This window comes from Pseudomonas sp. JV414 (assembly GCF_032424305.1).
GTDB lineage: Bacteria > Pseudomonadota > Gammaproteobacteria > Pseudomonadales > Pseudomonadaceae > Aquipseudomonas > Aquipseudomonas lini.
Genome location: NZ_VYKC01000009.1, coordinates 122,190 through 134,642, shown reverse-complemented (window position 1 = coordinate 134,642; position 12,453 = coordinate 122,190). Strand labels below are relative to the sequence as shown.

Annotated in this window: 14 protein-coding genes; 7 read left to right on the top strand and 7 right to left on the bottom strand. The window is 60.3% G+C overall.

The features are described from left to right. Window positions 1-6: 6 nt before the first annotated feature. The 5 genes from ureG to F6R97_RS11590 all read right to left on the bottom strand — a co-directional run bounded on the left by ureG (window position 7) and on the right by F6R97_RS11590 (window position 3,359). Window positions 7-621 carry an urease accessory protein UreG gene (gene ureG / locus F6R97_RS11610; protein WP_038360437.1) on the bottom strand — a complete coding sequence of 205 codons (615 nt, stop codon included), beginning with the start codon at window positions 619-621 and terminating at the stop codon, window positions 7-9. Window positions 622-644: 23 nt separating this feature from the next. After that, window positions 645-1,319, bottom strand: coding sequence for an urease accessory protein UreF (locus F6R97_RS11605; protein WP_315866570.1), 675 nt, complete (start codon window positions 1,317-1,319; stop codon window positions 645-647). After that, a complete protein-coding gene (ureE, locus tag F6R97_RS11600; RefSeq protein WP_048396157.1) occupies window positions 1,316-1,816 on the bottom strand; it encodes an urease accessory protein UreE in 501 nt (166 codons plus the stop codon). The genes F6R97_RS11605 and ureE overlap by 4 nt, the downstream gene beginning before the upstream one ends. Window positions 1,817-2,056: 240 nt before the next feature. Beyond that, the gene (locus F6R97_RS11595; protein WP_038978739.1) at window positions 2,057-2,689 is read right to left on the bottom strand and encodes a TetR family transcriptional regulator; all 633 of its coding nucleotides are present in this window, start codon (window positions 2,687-2,689) and stop codon (window positions 2,057-2,059) included. Window positions 2,690-2,846: 157 nt separating this feature from the next. After that, window positions 2,847-3,359 (bottom strand): hypothetical protein, encoded by a 513-nt coding sequence (locus tag F6R97_RS11590; RefSeq protein WP_315866569.1) that lies wholly within the window; start codon window positions 3,357-3,359, stop codon window positions 2,847-2,849. Between the two features lie 387 nt (window positions 3,360-3,746). Here F6R97_RS11590 and F6R97_RS11585 point away from each other — a divergent pair, with 387 nt between their 5' ends. Further along, window positions 3,747-5,822 carry an AsmA family protein gene (locus F6R97_RS11585; protein WP_315866568.1) on the top strand — a complete coding sequence of 692 codons (2,076 nt, stop codon included), beginning with the start codon at window positions 3,747-3,749 and terminating at the stop codon, window positions 5,820-5,822. A gap of 125 nt (window positions 5,823-5,947) precedes the next feature. Here F6R97_RS11585 and F6R97_RS11580 read toward each other — a convergent pair whose 3' ends face one another. Then, window positions 5,948-6,892: a LysR substrate-binding domain-containing protein gene (locus F6R97_RS11580; RefSeq protein WP_038978742.1), complete on the bottom strand. Its 945-nt coding sequence runs from the start codon at window positions 6,890-6,892 to the stop codon at window positions 5,948-5,950. Between the two features lie 122 nt (window positions 6,893-7,014). Here F6R97_RS11580 and F6R97_RS11575 point away from each other — a divergent pair, with 122 nt between their 5' ends. The 3 genes from F6R97_RS11575 (at window position 7,015) to F6R97_RS11565 (ending at window position 8,956) form a co-directional block, all read left to right on the top strand. Next, window positions 7,015-7,653: an FMN-dependent NADH-azoreductase gene (locus F6R97_RS11575; protein WP_038978743.1), complete on the top strand. Its 639-nt coding sequence runs from the start codon at window positions 7,015-7,017 to the stop codon at window positions 7,651-7,653. Then, window positions 7,654-7,959 carry a DMT family transporter gene (locus tag F6R97_RS11570; RefSeq protein ID WP_007903452.1) on the top strand — a complete coding sequence of 102 codons (306 nt, stop codon included), beginning with the start codon at window positions 7,654-7,656 and terminating at the stop codon, window positions 7,957-7,959. It begins immediately after the preceding gene. 106 nt (window positions 7,960-8,065) lie between these two features. Further along, the gene (locus tag F6R97_RS11565; protein ID WP_048396159.1) at window positions 8,066-8,956 is read left to right on the top strand and encodes an esterase/lipase family protein; all 891 of its coding nucleotides are present in this window, start codon (window positions 8,066-8,068) and stop codon (window positions 8,954-8,956) included. A 125-nt stretch (window positions 8,957-9,081) separates the two neighbouring features. Here the strand turns inward: F6R97_RS11565 and F6R97_RS11560 are convergent, their stop codons facing one another. Then, window positions 9,082-9,969 carry a DMT family transporter gene (locus F6R97_RS11560; protein ID WP_048396160.1) on the bottom strand — a complete coding sequence of 296 codons (888 nt, stop codon included), beginning with the start codon at window positions 9,967-9,969 and terminating at the stop codon, window positions 9,082-9,084. 97 nt (window positions 9,970-10,066) lie between these two features. On the opposite strand from F6R97_RS11560, the gene F6R97_RS11555 reads away from it, so the two are divergent. The 3 genes from F6R97_RS11555 to F6R97_RS11545 all read left to right on the top strand — a co-directional run bounded on the left by F6R97_RS11555 (window position 10,067) and on the right by F6R97_RS11545 (window position 12,419). After that, a complete protein-coding gene (locus F6R97_RS11555) occupies window positions 10,067-10,855 on the top strand; it encodes an AraC family transcriptional regulator (RefSeq protein ID WP_048396161.1) in 789 nt (262 codons plus the stop codon). Window positions 10,856-10,927: 72 nt separating this feature from the next. Next, a complete protein-coding gene (locus tag F6R97_RS11550) occupies window positions 10,928-11,233 on the top strand; it encodes a PsiF family protein (protein ID WP_048396162.1) in 306 nt (101 codons plus the stop codon). 172 nt (window positions 11,234-11,405) lie between these two features. After that, window positions 11,406-12,419 (top strand): AI-2E family transporter, encoded by a 1,014-nt coding sequence (locus tag F6R97_RS11545; RefSeq protein WP_038978748.1) that lies wholly within the window; start codon window positions 11,406-11,408, stop codon window positions 12,417-12,419. Window positions 12,420-12,453 lie beyond the last annotated feature (34 nt).

Here is a 12,453-nt window from a genome sequence, read left to right as displayed (position 1 = left end):
GTGTGATCAGGCCGCAGTCAGTAAGCCCTGGCGTTCGATGAAGGCGATGATTGCTTCCAGGCCCTGACCGGTTTTCTGGTTGCTGAAAACAAACGGTTTGCCGTTGCGCATGCGTTGGGTGTCGCTGTCCATCATCTCTAGCGAGGCGCCTACCAGCGGCGCGAGGTCGATCTTGTTGATCACCAGCAAATCGGATTTGCAGATCCCCGGCCCGCCTTTGCGCGGGAGCTTGTCGCCGGCCGAAACGTCGATCACATAGATGGTCAGGTCCGACAGTTCCGGGCTGAAGGTCGCCGAGAGGTTGTCGCCACCGGACTCCACTAGGATCAGGTCCAGCCCTGGGAAGCGCCGGTTCAGTTGATCCACGGCTTCGAGGTTGATCGAGGCGTCTTCGCGAATCGCCGTGTGCGGGCAGCCGCCGGTTTCCACGCCGATGATCCGCTCGGGCGCCAGGGCTTCGTTGCGTACCAGAAAGTCGGCGTCTTCGCGGGTGTAGATGTCGTTGGTCACGACGGCGAGGTTGTAACGGTCGCGCAGGGCCAGACACAGGGCCAGGGTCAGGGCGGTTTTGCCGGAACCGACCGGGCCGCCGATGCCGACGCGCAGGGGTTGTGTGTTCATGTGATTCTCCAAAATAAAAGGCCCTAGGAACGGAACAGACGGCTGTACTGGCGCTCATGGGCCATACACGCCAGGGACAGGCCGAAAGCGGCGCTGCCAGAGTGTTCGGGGTTGATTCGGGTGGCGTCTTGCTGCGCCTGTTGCAGCAGCGGCAGCAGTTCGCTGGTCAGGCGCTGGGCGGCTTGCTGGCCCAGGGGCAGGGTTTTCATCAGCACCGCCAATTGGTTTTCCAGCCAGCTCCAGAGCCAGGCGGCCAGCGCATCTTGTGGGTTGATCTGCCAGGCGCGGGCCGCCAGCGCCCAGCCAAGGGCCAGGTGTGGTTCAGGGCATTGGTCGAGAAAGGCCCGGGCCGGCGCATCCAGTTCCGGTAAACCGTTGAGCAGTTGCTTCAACGAATAACCCATCTGCCGACTTTCCTGATGCAGCTCACGGGTTTCCCGGCTGGCGCGATGCTCTTCACAGCGTTGCAGCAGTTCGGCCCAGTTTTCTTCAGCCGCAGCGGTGCAATGGGCGAGCAGTAGCGGCGCGTCGAAACGCGCGAGATTGAGCAGCAACTGATCGCTGATCCAGCGCCGCGCGCTGTCGGGATCGTTCACGCGGCCGTTATCCACAGCCATCTCCAAACCCTGGGAATAGCTGTATCCGCCAATCGGCAGCTGCGGGCTGGCCAGACGCAGCAGTGCCCAGGCTGGATTCATAAACGCACGCCGAACTGGTGCAGTTTCGGCGGGTAGTTGAAATCCTCATCGCCATGGCGCGAGTGGTGATGACCGCCGCCGTAAGCACCGTGTTCCGGCTGGAACGGCGCTTCGATGTTCTCGACCTTGGCATCAAGCTGTTCGAGCATGGCCTTGAGCACGTAATCGTCGAGCAGGCGCAGCCAGCCATCACCGACTTGCAAGGCCACATGGCGGTTGCCCAGGTGATAGGCGGCGCGGGTCAGTTCGAAGGCGTTGGCGCAGGTGACGTGCAGCAGTTGTTCGGGGCGAGCGCAGACGCGAACGACGCGCCCGTCTTCGGCTTGCAGGCATTCGCCGTCATACAGCGGCGGCTGACCGCGCTCCAAAAATAACCCGACGTCCTCACCTTCGGCACTGAAACAGCGCAAACGGCTTTTGCTCCGGGCTTCGAAAGTCAGGTGCAACTCGGCGGCCCAGACGGGTTGAGGGTCGATTCTGCGATGAATCACCAGCATCGGAAGGCTTCCAGCAATGGACAATGCTCAGGGCTAGAGCAAGGGGCTTGCCAATCGGGGGAGGCGTAGGAAATGCCTGTCGGTACTTGGTAGGCGATGCTGGATGTTGCCGCAACTTGGTGCGTGACAGGATTTGCTGCACCGATTTGCGGCGCATAAAAAAGATCGCAGCCTTCGGCAGCTCCTACAGGGAAATGCGATCCACGTAGGAGCTGCCGAAGGCTGCGATCTTTTAACAGGTCACTCGGTACTGCCGAGTCCCTGCCAATGCTTCAGTCCGATAAAGATGAAGCGCAACTGCTGAGTAATCTTCGCCTGTGGCGTCAAATGCTCCGGCAACGCTTGCGCCGGTGGATCAATAATGTCCGGCAGGGTCGCGAACACGCTCTTGACGATCAGATCAGCCATGACACCCAGCCCCGCGATGTCCAGATGCTGCAGTTTCGGCATCAGCGACAAGTCCGCCGCCAAGTCCGAGCTGATGTCTTCGCGCAAGCGGCCAATGGCTTGGCGCACCGGCAGCGAGCCGCCGTACTGTTCGCGGGCAAGAAACAGGAACTGCGAGCGATTGGCCGTGACCACGTCGAGAAAGATCCGCACCGAGGCGTCGATGATGCCGCCCATGACGAACTCGTTATGGCGCACCAGGCGGATGGTTTCACGGAAGGTCTGACCGACTTCGCTCACGAGCACCAGGCCCAATTCATCCATGTCGGCGAAATGCCGGTAGAAACCGGTGGGGACGATCCCGGCGGTTCGGCTCACTTCGCGCAGGCTCAGGCTGCCGAATCCTCGGCCGCTTTCCATCAAGTGGCGGGCAGCGTCCATCAGGGCGTTGCGGGTCTGTTGTTTCTGTTCGGCGCGGGGCAGCATCGCAAAGGTGTTTTCTGGACAGGGACAGCGGCGCACTCTAGCAAATCGGCTTCGCTGGCGTCGAACGACTATCGGGGGATCACGCGGGGAAATGCAGCTTTTATGAAGTCAAAAGCCCAATCCGGGGATTGGGCTTTTTTTCGGGGCCGCCATGGGCTTAGCTCACAGCGCTGTTGCGTTCGATTACACGGTCACCACCACCTTCAGCAAGGGTCTGGCCTTGTGGAGTGCGATCGGAACCACCTTCAGCAAGGGTTTGGCCTTGTGGAGTGCGGTCGGAGCCGTCGGCAGCCAGGGTCTGGCCTTGTGGAGTGCGGTCGGAGCCGTCGGCAGCCAGGGTTTGACCTTGTGGAGTGCGATCGGAACCGTCAGCGGCCAGGGTTTGACCTTGTGGAGTACGGTCGGAACCGTCAGCGGCAAGCGTCTGACCTTGTGGGGTACGATCCGAGCCATCTTGAGTGATCAGGCCTTTTTCTTTCAGGCGATCATTGCCACCTTCGGCCAGGGTCTGACCTTGTGGAGTGCGATCGGAACCGTCAGCGGCAACGGTCTGGCTGAACACCGAGTGGCTGTCTTTGACTTGTGGAGTGGCCTGATCAGCGGCCGGCAAAGCAAAAGCGGTGCTGGCTAACATCGAGAGGGTCAGGCTAAGCAGTAATTCGCGTTTCATGATGGGTTGCTCCTTGGGAGGGCGATAAAGTGGGTACGAGGGCAATGCTACTCTCGATAAGTCGATACAAAAGTTCATAAACGCAATGGTAATAATCAACAGAATTGATTGTTCGGCCGCAGCGCTCTAGAACGGGCGTTTCCGGCGAGCTTTTTTGCACTGAGGTGGGTATTTTCGACCCGTTCTCGCCTCGCAAAAGTGCGGGTGCGGTAACGCCGGATGAGGGAGCAGGGTGTCCCCGGCCGATTATTTGAGTGTTAAGTGCCTATTCGGTTAAACCTGCGTGCCATTTCCCAGTCCTAGATTTCATGGCAGGCCAGTTCTGGCCTAACGTTTCATCAGTGCGTCGCTGTCGGGGCGCTCAGTCGTATTCAGGAGCCCTGTGCAATGACGCGCACTCGTAAAATTCTTGCCTGGACCTTCGCCAGCCTCGTTGTCCTGCTGGCCGTCCTGGTGCTGATCATCGCGTTCTTCGATTGGAACCGGATCAAACCGCCCCTGAACGCCAAAGTGTCCGAAGAACTGCATCGTCCGTTCGCCATCAATGGCAACCTTGCGGTGATCTGGCAGCGCGAGCCTGACGAGGGCGGCTGGCGGGCCTGGGTGCCATGGCCGCATGTGGTGGCTGAGGATTTGAGCCTGGGCAACCCGGACTGGTCGAAACAACCGCAGATGGCCACCCTCAAACGCGTCGAGCTGCGCATTTCGCCGCTGGCCTTGCTGGCGCAGCGGGTGGTGATCCCGCGTATCGACCTGAGCGAGCCCAATGCCGACCTGCAGCGTCTGGCCGACGGCCGCGCCAACTGGACATTCAAGTTCGACCCCAAAGACCCGAATGCCGAGCCTTCGAACTGGGCGCTGGACATCGGTGCCATCGGCTTCGACAAGGGACACGTCACGCTCGACGATCAGAAGCTGAAGACTCAGCTTGATCTGCTCATCGATCCGTTGGGCAAACCGATTCCGTTCAGCGACATTGTCGGAGGCAAAGCGGCAAAAAAAGCGGTTGAAAAGGGTGGCTCGCCACAGGATTACGCCTTCGCATTGAAGGTCAAAGGCCAATACCACGGTCAGAATCTCGCGGGCGAGGGCAAGACCGGCGGTTTGCTGGCTTTACAGGACGCCTCCAAGCCGTTTCCGCTTCAGGCGCAAATGAAGATCGCCGACACCAGCGTCGAGATGGCCGGCACGCTCACCGATCCATTGAACCTCGGCGCCCTGGATCTGCGCCTGAAACTGGCCGGTGCCAGCCTGGGTAATCTCTATCCGCTGATCGGCGTAACCCTGCCGGATACTCCGCCTTACGCCACCGACGGGCACTTGGTTGCCAAGTTGAATGAGCCGGGCGGGGCGGTGTACCGCTATGAGGCGTTCAACGGCACCATCGGCCAGAGTGACATTCATGGCAACCTGACCTACGTGGCGAGCCAGCCGAGGCCCAAGCTCAGCGGGGCGCTGGAGTCCAATCAACTGCTGTTTACCGACCTGGCCCCATTGATCGGTGCCGATTCCAACGCCAAGCAAAAGGATCGCGGCGGTGAAAGCAAGCAGCCGGCGGACAAGCTGCTGCCGGTCGAGGAGTTCAGGACTGAACGCTGGCGCGACATGGACGCAGATGTGGAATTCACCGGCAAACGCATCGTCCACAGCGCAAAACTGCCGTTCAACGATCTCTACACCCATGTGGTACTGACCGATGGCGTGCTCAGCCTCGAACCCCTGCGTTTCGGCGTGGCTGGCGGCAATCTGGATGCGCAGATTCGTCTGGACGGGCGCACCGAGCCTTTGGAAGGCCGGGCCAAACTGACCGCGCGTAAGTTCAAGCTCAAGCAGTTGTTCCCCACCCTGGAGCGGATGAAAACCAGTTTCGGTGAGCTTAATGGCGACGCCGATCTTGTCGGTCGGGGCAACTCGGTAGCCAAGCTGCTGGGCACTGCCGATGGCAATTTGAAGATGCTGATCAATGACGGCGCTATCAGCCGTGAGTTGATGGAGCTGGCGGGGCTCAATGTCGGCAACTATGTAGTGGGCAAGATCTTTGGTGACCGGGAAGTGAAGATCAATTGCGCGGCGGCCGATTTCGAGATCAAGGCCGGTCTGGCAACCACGCGGCTGTTCGTTTTCGATACCGAGACCGCGATCGTCTACGTCGACGGCACGGCGAACATGGCGACCGAGCAACTGGACCTGACCATTTCTCCGGAATCCAAGGGCTGGCGCTTGATTTCGCTACGTTCGCCGCTGTATGTGCGGGGCAAGTTCATCAAGCCGGATGCGGGCGTGAAACCGGTGCCGTTGATGCTTCGTGGGGCCGGGATGGTTGCACTGGGTGTGATCGCCGCGCCAGCGGCGGGCTTGCTGGCATTGATAGCGCCCAGCGGTGGTGAGCCGAATCAGTGTGCGCCGTTGCTGGAGCAGATGAAGGCGGGCAAGGCGCCGGTGACGGTCAAACCCACCCGGTAGATCAAAAGATCGCAGCCTGCGGCAGCTCCTACAAATGTGGTGTTCGCCGCGATTTCGCGGATAAACGCTATCCCCTGTAGGAGCTGCCGAAGGCTGCGATCTTTGCTTTCAGGTCTCGCCAGCTCCTACAGAGGAATGCGTTCTCCCGTAGGAGCTGCCGCAGGCTGCGATCTTGGCAATAGACCCGACAATCGAGCCTCCTCCTGCAACCACGCAAAAAACGCCCGCACCGGCGGATGCCGTTCACGGCCCGGTACGCACAGCGCGCTGTATCCGGCCCCGTCGACCTGAATGTCCCCCCGATAGGGCAGTAGCAAGCCGCTGGCCACACTCTCCGACACCAAAATATTGCTCGCCAGCACCAGGCCTTGCCCGGCGATGGCGGCTTGCAGGGCGTAATGCTCTTCGTCGTATTCACGCACCGCTGGTTGTTCGGTTAACCAGGTTTCACCGGACTGCGCGCACCAGGCCTCCCAGCCGTGTGCGTACAACTTGGAGTTGTGCCAGCGCACGCTAATCAGCGTCGGTACCCGACTGGCTGCCAGAGTCACTTGTTCGGGCGAGCCATAGACCCCGAAGGATTCGTCGAACAGGCACAGGCCATACAGGTTCGGGTAATCGTCGAGGCTGTAACGCACCACCAGATCGACGCTGGCGTCCTGATGCAAATCGATGACTTCACAGTGAGTGTCCAGGCGCAGGCTGATGTTCGGATGGCGGGCGTAAAAACGTCCCAGCCGAGGCACCAGCCAAAGGGCTGCGAACGCGGCTGTGGTGGAAATCGTCAGGTTCGTGCCGCTGCGTTGCGGGCGCAAGGTATCGACGCTTTGCGCCACTTCCAGCAGGGCGCCGTGCAGGCTGCGGAACAGCCGTTCGCCGCATTCGGTCAGGCGCACCTGCCGGGGCAGTCGTTCGAACAACGGCACGCCGAGCCAGTTTTCCAAGGAGCGGATCTGATGGGAAACCGCCGTCGGCGTCACGGAGAGCTCTTCGGCGGCGGCCTTGAAACTCAACAGGCGCGAGGCAGATTCGAAGGCGCGCAGGGCGGTCAGCGGCAACGAAGCAAACATTTAAAACTCCATGGATGAAATAGATTCATCCAGACTGATTTCTGTTCATTTGAAGAGCGGCGGTTCCACGCTTCAAGCTGCAAGCACAAGCCGTTTCAGTTTAACCCTTCAAGGAGATTCAGATGAGTAGAATTCTTGCCATTCACGCCAGCCCCCGTGGCGACCGATCACATTCGCGGCGTTTGGCCGAGGTGTTTCTTTGCGCCTGGCAGGGCCGCAACCCGCAGTCGCAACTGACCCGCCGTGAAGTCGGTCGGGCGTTGATTCCAGCTGTCAACGAAGCGTTTGTGGCGGCCGCTTTTCATCCGGAACCCGAAGCGCGACCACTGTCGATGCAGGCCGACCTGGCACTCAGCGATGAATTGGTGGGGGAGTTGCTCGGCCATGATCTGTTGGTGATTTCCACACCGATGTACAACTTCAGCGTGCCCAGCGGCCTCAAGGCCTGGATCGACCAGATTGTGCGGCTCGGGCTGACGTTCAATCACACCCTGGACAACGGCGTCGCTCAGTACGAGCCGCTGGTGCAGGGCAAGAAGGCGTTGATCGTCACCAGTCGCGGCGGTTTTGGTTTCGGCCCCGGCGGTGAACTTGAAGCGATGAACCATGCCGATCCGTTGCTGCGCACGGCGCTGGGGTTTATTGGCATCACCGATGTCACGGTGGTCGCCGCCGAGGGCGAGGAGTCCGCCGAACGCACCTTCCAGGTGTCCGTGGCCGAGGCCGAGCAGCGTCTGCTGGCGCTGGCCAGGGAGTTCTAGATGGCCTGGTTGTTCCTGCTGATCGCTGCCGGGTTCGAGGTCACCTTCGCCATGGGCATGAAGTACGCCGAAGGCTTCACCCGGCTCTGGCCGTCAGTCATTACGGTGGTGGCCGCGGTAGGCGGGATTTACTTCCTGACCCTGGCCATGCGCGAATTGCCAGTGAGCATCGCCTACCCGATCTGGACCGCCATCGGTTCACTGGGCACGGTGTTTCTCGGCTTTGCGCTGCTCGGCGAAAGCCTGACAGCGCTCAAGCTGGTGTCGGTCGGGCTGATTGTGGCGGGTGTGGTGGGGTTGAAGTAGGCGATGTCATAGACTGGTCGTTGAGTTGTCATCTTGGGTGGCGATGCTTGGCTGATGCCTTGCATCCGGCCTTGCTTCATCTCACCGATCACAAGGATGTTTATCCATGTCGCAAGGTTCCGCCACGCGTTACCCCTTGGTGCTGGTCCCGGGGATGCTCGGTTTTATCCGTCTGTTGCTCTATCCCTATTGGTACGGAATCATTTCGGCGCTGCGCCGGGATGGGGCGACCGTGATTGCGGTGCAGGTCTCGCCGCTCAACTCCACCGAGGTACGCGGCGAGCAATTGCTGGCACGCATCGAGGAAATTTTGCGCGAAACCGGTGCCGAGAAGGTCAACCTGATCGGCCACAGCCAAGGCTCGCTGACCGCCCGTTACGCCGCGGCAAAACGCCCGGACCAGGTGGCTTCAGTGACCTCGGTGGCCGGGCCGAATCACGGCTCGGAGCTGGCGGACCATCTGCACACCCATTATCCGGCTGACAGCGCCAAGGGCCGGCTGCTGAGCTTTTTACTGTGGCTGATCAGCGCGTTGATGTGCCTGCTGGAAACCGGCTATCGCGGGCCGAGACTGCCGGTGGATATCCCGGCTTCGCACCAATCCCTGACCACGGCGGGCGTGGCGCTGTTCAATCAGCGTTATCCACAAGGTCTGCCTGACACTTGGGGCGGGCATGGTCCGGAAGTGGTCAATGGCGTGCGTTATTACTCCTGGTCCGGAACCTTGCAGCCAGGCAAGACCGATCGCGGGTGCAATCTGTTCGACGGGACAAACCGCAGTTGCCGGTTGTTTGCCAGGACCTTTGTGCGTGAAGCGGGGCATTGCGACGGGATGGTCGGGCGTTACAGCTCGCATTTGGGGACGGTGATCGGTGATGAATACCCGATGGATCACTTCGATATCGTCAACCAGTCGCTGGGGCTGGTGGGCAAGGGGGCAGAGCCGGTGCGGTTGTTTGTTGAGCATGCGGCGCGGTTGAAGGCGGCCGGTGTGTGAACGGCAGTGGGACCGCGTTATCGTTCTTCGCGGGCAGCCACGCTCCCACAGGTTTTGTGTCGGACGCCCGTAATAGGCACGACGCCAAACCTGTGGGAGCGTGGCTTGCCCGCGAAAGCGTCATATCAGGCAACACTGACCTTTCGGCCCAGCACCGTGGTCCAGCGCTCCGACAAAATCACCCCGCCCAGCGTCAACACCCCACCCACCAAGTGATACAGCGCCAACTGTTCATGCAGCACCACCGCCGCAATCAGCGCAGTAATCAACGGCAGCAAATTGAAAAACAGCGTGGTCCGGCTCGGCCCCAGGCGCACCACGGCCTGCATCCACGCCAGCGGCGCAAGCATCGAGGCCAGCAGGCAGGCGTAGAGCACCAGCGGAATGTTATGCAGGGTCGGGCCGATTTTCGGTGAGGCGAGGAACAGCGGAAACAGCACCACCACCGCGACCAACACCTGCAAATACAACAACACCAGCGGCGGCAAACGCAGCTGCCATTTCTTCAGCAAGGTGCTGTAAATCGCATACGCCAGCGTGGCGATCAGCATCATCGCGTCGCCCAGGTTCACCCCGTGTTCCAGCAAAGCGCCAAGGCTGCCGGACGACACCACCACCAAAACCCCCGCAAACGACAACACCGCGCCGGCCAGTGCGCCGGCGGTCAGGCGTTGGCCGAGGCAGACAATCGCCATGGCCAGCGACATCAATGGCATCAGCGACAAAATGATCCCCATGTTGGTGGCCGAAGTCAGCGTCGCAGCAAAGTAGGCCAGGCTCTGATAAACCGCCATGCCGAGCACGCCAAGGATGAAAATCCTGCCAAGGTTCGGGCGGATCAACGACCAGTGGGCGATCACCGGTTTAAGCATGAAAGGCGTGAACAGCATTGCGGCCAGCAGCCAGCGGTAGAAACCGATTTCGGCGGGAAAGATCGCGCCGACCGCGAGTTTGTTGATCACGGTGTTGCCGGCCCAAATGAAAATGGCCAGCAGGGGGTAAGCGTATTGCATCGGGAAAAACCAGAACGTTAATGAAGGGTGATTATCCGCTTGTCTGAATCAATGCCTATACTGCGATCCAGACAACTTGCCTCTGATTCCGGACAGCATGAGCAGCAAACACATCGATCTGCTGGATTTCAGCGAACTGCCGGCCCCGGTCTATTTCCGTTATGCCGACTTCAACACCCACGAATACGCCTCGGTCCACCATCACCCTTGGGGCACCCTCGAGTATTCGGCCAATGGCGTCTTGCACATGGAAATCGGCAGCCGCCGCTTCATGTCGCCGCCGCAGTACGCGGTGTGGGTGCCGCCCGGGACCGAGCACAGTTTCTATAGCAATCAGCCGATCAACTACCGCGCGGTCTGTCTCGCGCCGGCGCTGTGTCGCGATCTGCCGCAGCAGGCCTGCACCCTGGCGATCAGCGACATTCTCAAGGCGATCCTGAAAGACTTCGCCGCCCGCGATGTGAAAATTCCCGAGCACGATGCAGACCAGCGACTGGCTCAAGTGCTGGTGGACCAACTGCAACAGGCGCCGATGCATGAGTGTTACTTACCCTACGCCAGCAGCACCGGGCTGCTCGCAATCCTTGAAGCCTTGCAGACCGAGCCTGGGGACAACCGGCCATTGGCGCACTGGGCCGCGCAAATTCACGTCAGCGAACGCACGTTGGCCCGGCAGTTTGTCCGCGAGTTGGGCATGAGTTTCGGTGAGTGGCGGCAGCGGTTGCGGTTTCTGGCGGCGATCGAAGCGCTCGATAGCCAGCGCAGCATTCAGGAAATCGCCTTCGACATGGGCTACAGCACCGGCTCGGCATTCATCGCGATGTTTCAGCGTCAGGCCGGGTGCACGCCTGAGCAATATCGACGCAGCCACCTCGATAGCAGGTGAACGTGTAACAGGCTTTGTCTACACTCCGAAACAAGGCCGCATCCATCGGTGCGGCAACAAGGAGAACACTCCATGAAGATGTTGCGTGCCCCGTTGTTGATGGTCGGTTTGCTGCTCTGCTCCCAAGGTTTCGCCGCCACTGCCCAACAGAACAAAATGACCACCTGCAATGCCGACGCTACCGCAAAAAGCCTCAAGGGTGACGAGCGCCAAGCCTTCATGAGCACCTGCCTCAAAGCCGCGCCGGCCGCCGATGCCGCCAAGCCCATGACCCCTCAACAAGAAAAGATGAAGACCTGCAACGCCACCGCCGCCACCCAGGCCCTCACGGGTGATGCGCGCAAAACCTTCATGAGCGATTGTCTGAAGAAAAAATAAAGATCAAAAGATCGCAGCCTTCGGCAGCTCCTACAGGGAACGCGATCTTATGTAGGAGCTGCCGCAGGTTGCGATCTTTTCGGAGCGACGCCGCTTGAAGGTCATCCGCTCGCTTCGGCGCCGGAACGCTGGCAGACTGCCAATCCTTTTACGTCGTTCGTTTTGAGGCTGTATGTCAGCGTTTTCTCAGCGTCAGGTCTTGTTGCTCATCAGCTGGGTCATCATTTTTGGTGGTTTGCTGCTGGTGCTCCCTCTGCGATTGCTGCCCAGCCTGCTGGCCGGGTTGTTGGTGTTCGAACTGGTCAACATGCTCACGCCGCAATTGCAGCGGCTGATCGAAGGCCGCCGTGCGCGCTGGCTGGCGGTGGCGTTGCTGGGGACATTAGTCGTCAGCGTGCTGGCGCTGATCTTTGCCGGTGCGATCAGTTTTCTACTGCACGAGGCGGAAAACCCCGGCGCTTCCCTCGACAAATTCATGGTCGTGGTCGACCGCGCGCGCGGGCAGTTGCCGCCGTTCATCGACGCTTATCTGCCGGCCAGTGCCGCCGAGTTCCGGGTGGCCATCGGCGAGTGGATGAGCAAGCACCTCAGTGACTTGCAACTGGTCGGCAAGGACGCGGCGCACATGTTCGTGACGCTGCTGATCGGCATGGTGCTGGGGGCGATCATTGCCTTGCAGCGAGCGCCGGATGTGACCAAGCGCAAGCCCTTGGCCGCGGCGCTGTTCGACCGTTTGCACCTGTTGGTCCAGGCGTTTCGCAACATCGTTTTCGCCCAGATCAAGATTTCCCTGCTCAACACTTTCTTCACCGGGATTTTCCTCGCGGTGGTCCTGCCGATGTTCGGGATTAAACTGCCGCTGACCAAAACCCTGATCGTGCTGACCTTCCTGCTCGGCTTGCTGCCGGTGATCGGCAATCTGATCTCGAACACCTTGATCACTATCGTTGGCTTGTCGCTGTCGATCTGGGTGGCGGTGGCGGCGTTGGGTTATCTGATCGTTATCCACAAGCTCGAATACTTCCTCAACGCGCGCATCGTCGGCGGGCAGATCAGTGCCAAGTCGTGGGAGTTGCTGCTGGCAATGCTGGTGTTCGAAGCCGCGTTCGGCCTGCCGGGGGTGGTGGCGGGGCCGATTTATTATGCGTATCTGAAGAGTGAGTTGAAGCAGGTGGGGATGGTTTGATCCGGTGTTGATCTACTGTGGCGAGGGGGCTTGC

Bases quoted from the DNA above. Each gene is read 5' to 3' on its own strand.
- F6R97_RS11595 (WP_038978739.1), bottom strand. From the start codon at position 2,689: ATGCTGCCCCGCGCCGAACAGAAACAACAGACCCGCAACGCCCTGATG.
- F6R97_RS11580 (WP_038978742.1), bottom strand. From the start codon at position 6,892: ATGTTTGCTTCGTTGCCGCTGACCGCCCTGCGCGCCTTCGAATCTGCC.
- F6R97_RS11575 (WP_038978743.1), top strand. From the start codon at position 7,015: ATGAGTAGAATTCTTGCCATTCACGCCAGCCCCCGTGGCGACCGATCA.
- F6R97_RS11545 (WP_038978748.1), top strand. From the start codon at position 11,406: ATGTCAGCGTTTTCTCAGCGTCAGGTCTTGTTGCTCATCAGCTGGGTC.
- F6R97_RS11550 (WP_048396162.1), top strand. From the start codon at position 10,928: ATGAAGATGTTGCGTGCCCCGTTGTTGATGGTCGGTTTGCTGCTCTGC.
- F6R97_RS11570 (WP_007903452.1), top strand. From the start codon at position 7,654: ATGGCCTGGTTGTTCCTGCTGATCGCTGCCGGGTTCGAGGTCACCTTC.
- F6R97_RS11565 (WP_048396159.1), top strand. From the start codon at position 8,066: ATGTCGCAAGGTTCCGCCACGCGTTACCCCTTGGTGCTGGTCCCGGGG.
- F6R97_RS11560 (WP_048396160.1), bottom strand. From the start codon at position 9,969: ATGCAATACGCTTACCCCCTGCTGGCCATTTTCATTTGGGCCGGCAAC.
- ureE (WP_048396157.1), bottom strand. From the start codon at position 1,816: ATGCTGGTGATTCATCGCAGAATCGACCCTCAACCCGTCTGGGCCGCC.
- F6R97_RS11555 (WP_048396161.1), top strand. From the start codon at position 10,067: ATGAGCAGCAAACACATCGATCTGCTGGATTTCAGCGAACTGCCGGCC.
- ureG (WP_038360437.1), bottom strand. From the start codon at position 621: ATGAACACACAACCCCTGCGCGTCGGCATCGGCGGCCCGGTCGGTTCC.
- F6R97_RS11590 (WP_315866569.1), bottom strand. From the start codon at position 3,359: ATGAAACGCGAATTACTGCTTAGCCTGACCCTCTCGATGTTAGCCAGC.
- F6R97_RS11585 (WP_315866568.1), top strand. From the start codon at position 3,747: ATGACGCGCACTCGTAAAATTCTTGCCTGGACCTTCGCCAGCCTCGTT.
- F6R97_RS11605 (WP_315866570.1), bottom strand. From the start codon at position 1,319: ATGAATCCAGCCTGGGCACTGCTGCGTCTGGCCAGCCCGCAGCTGCCG.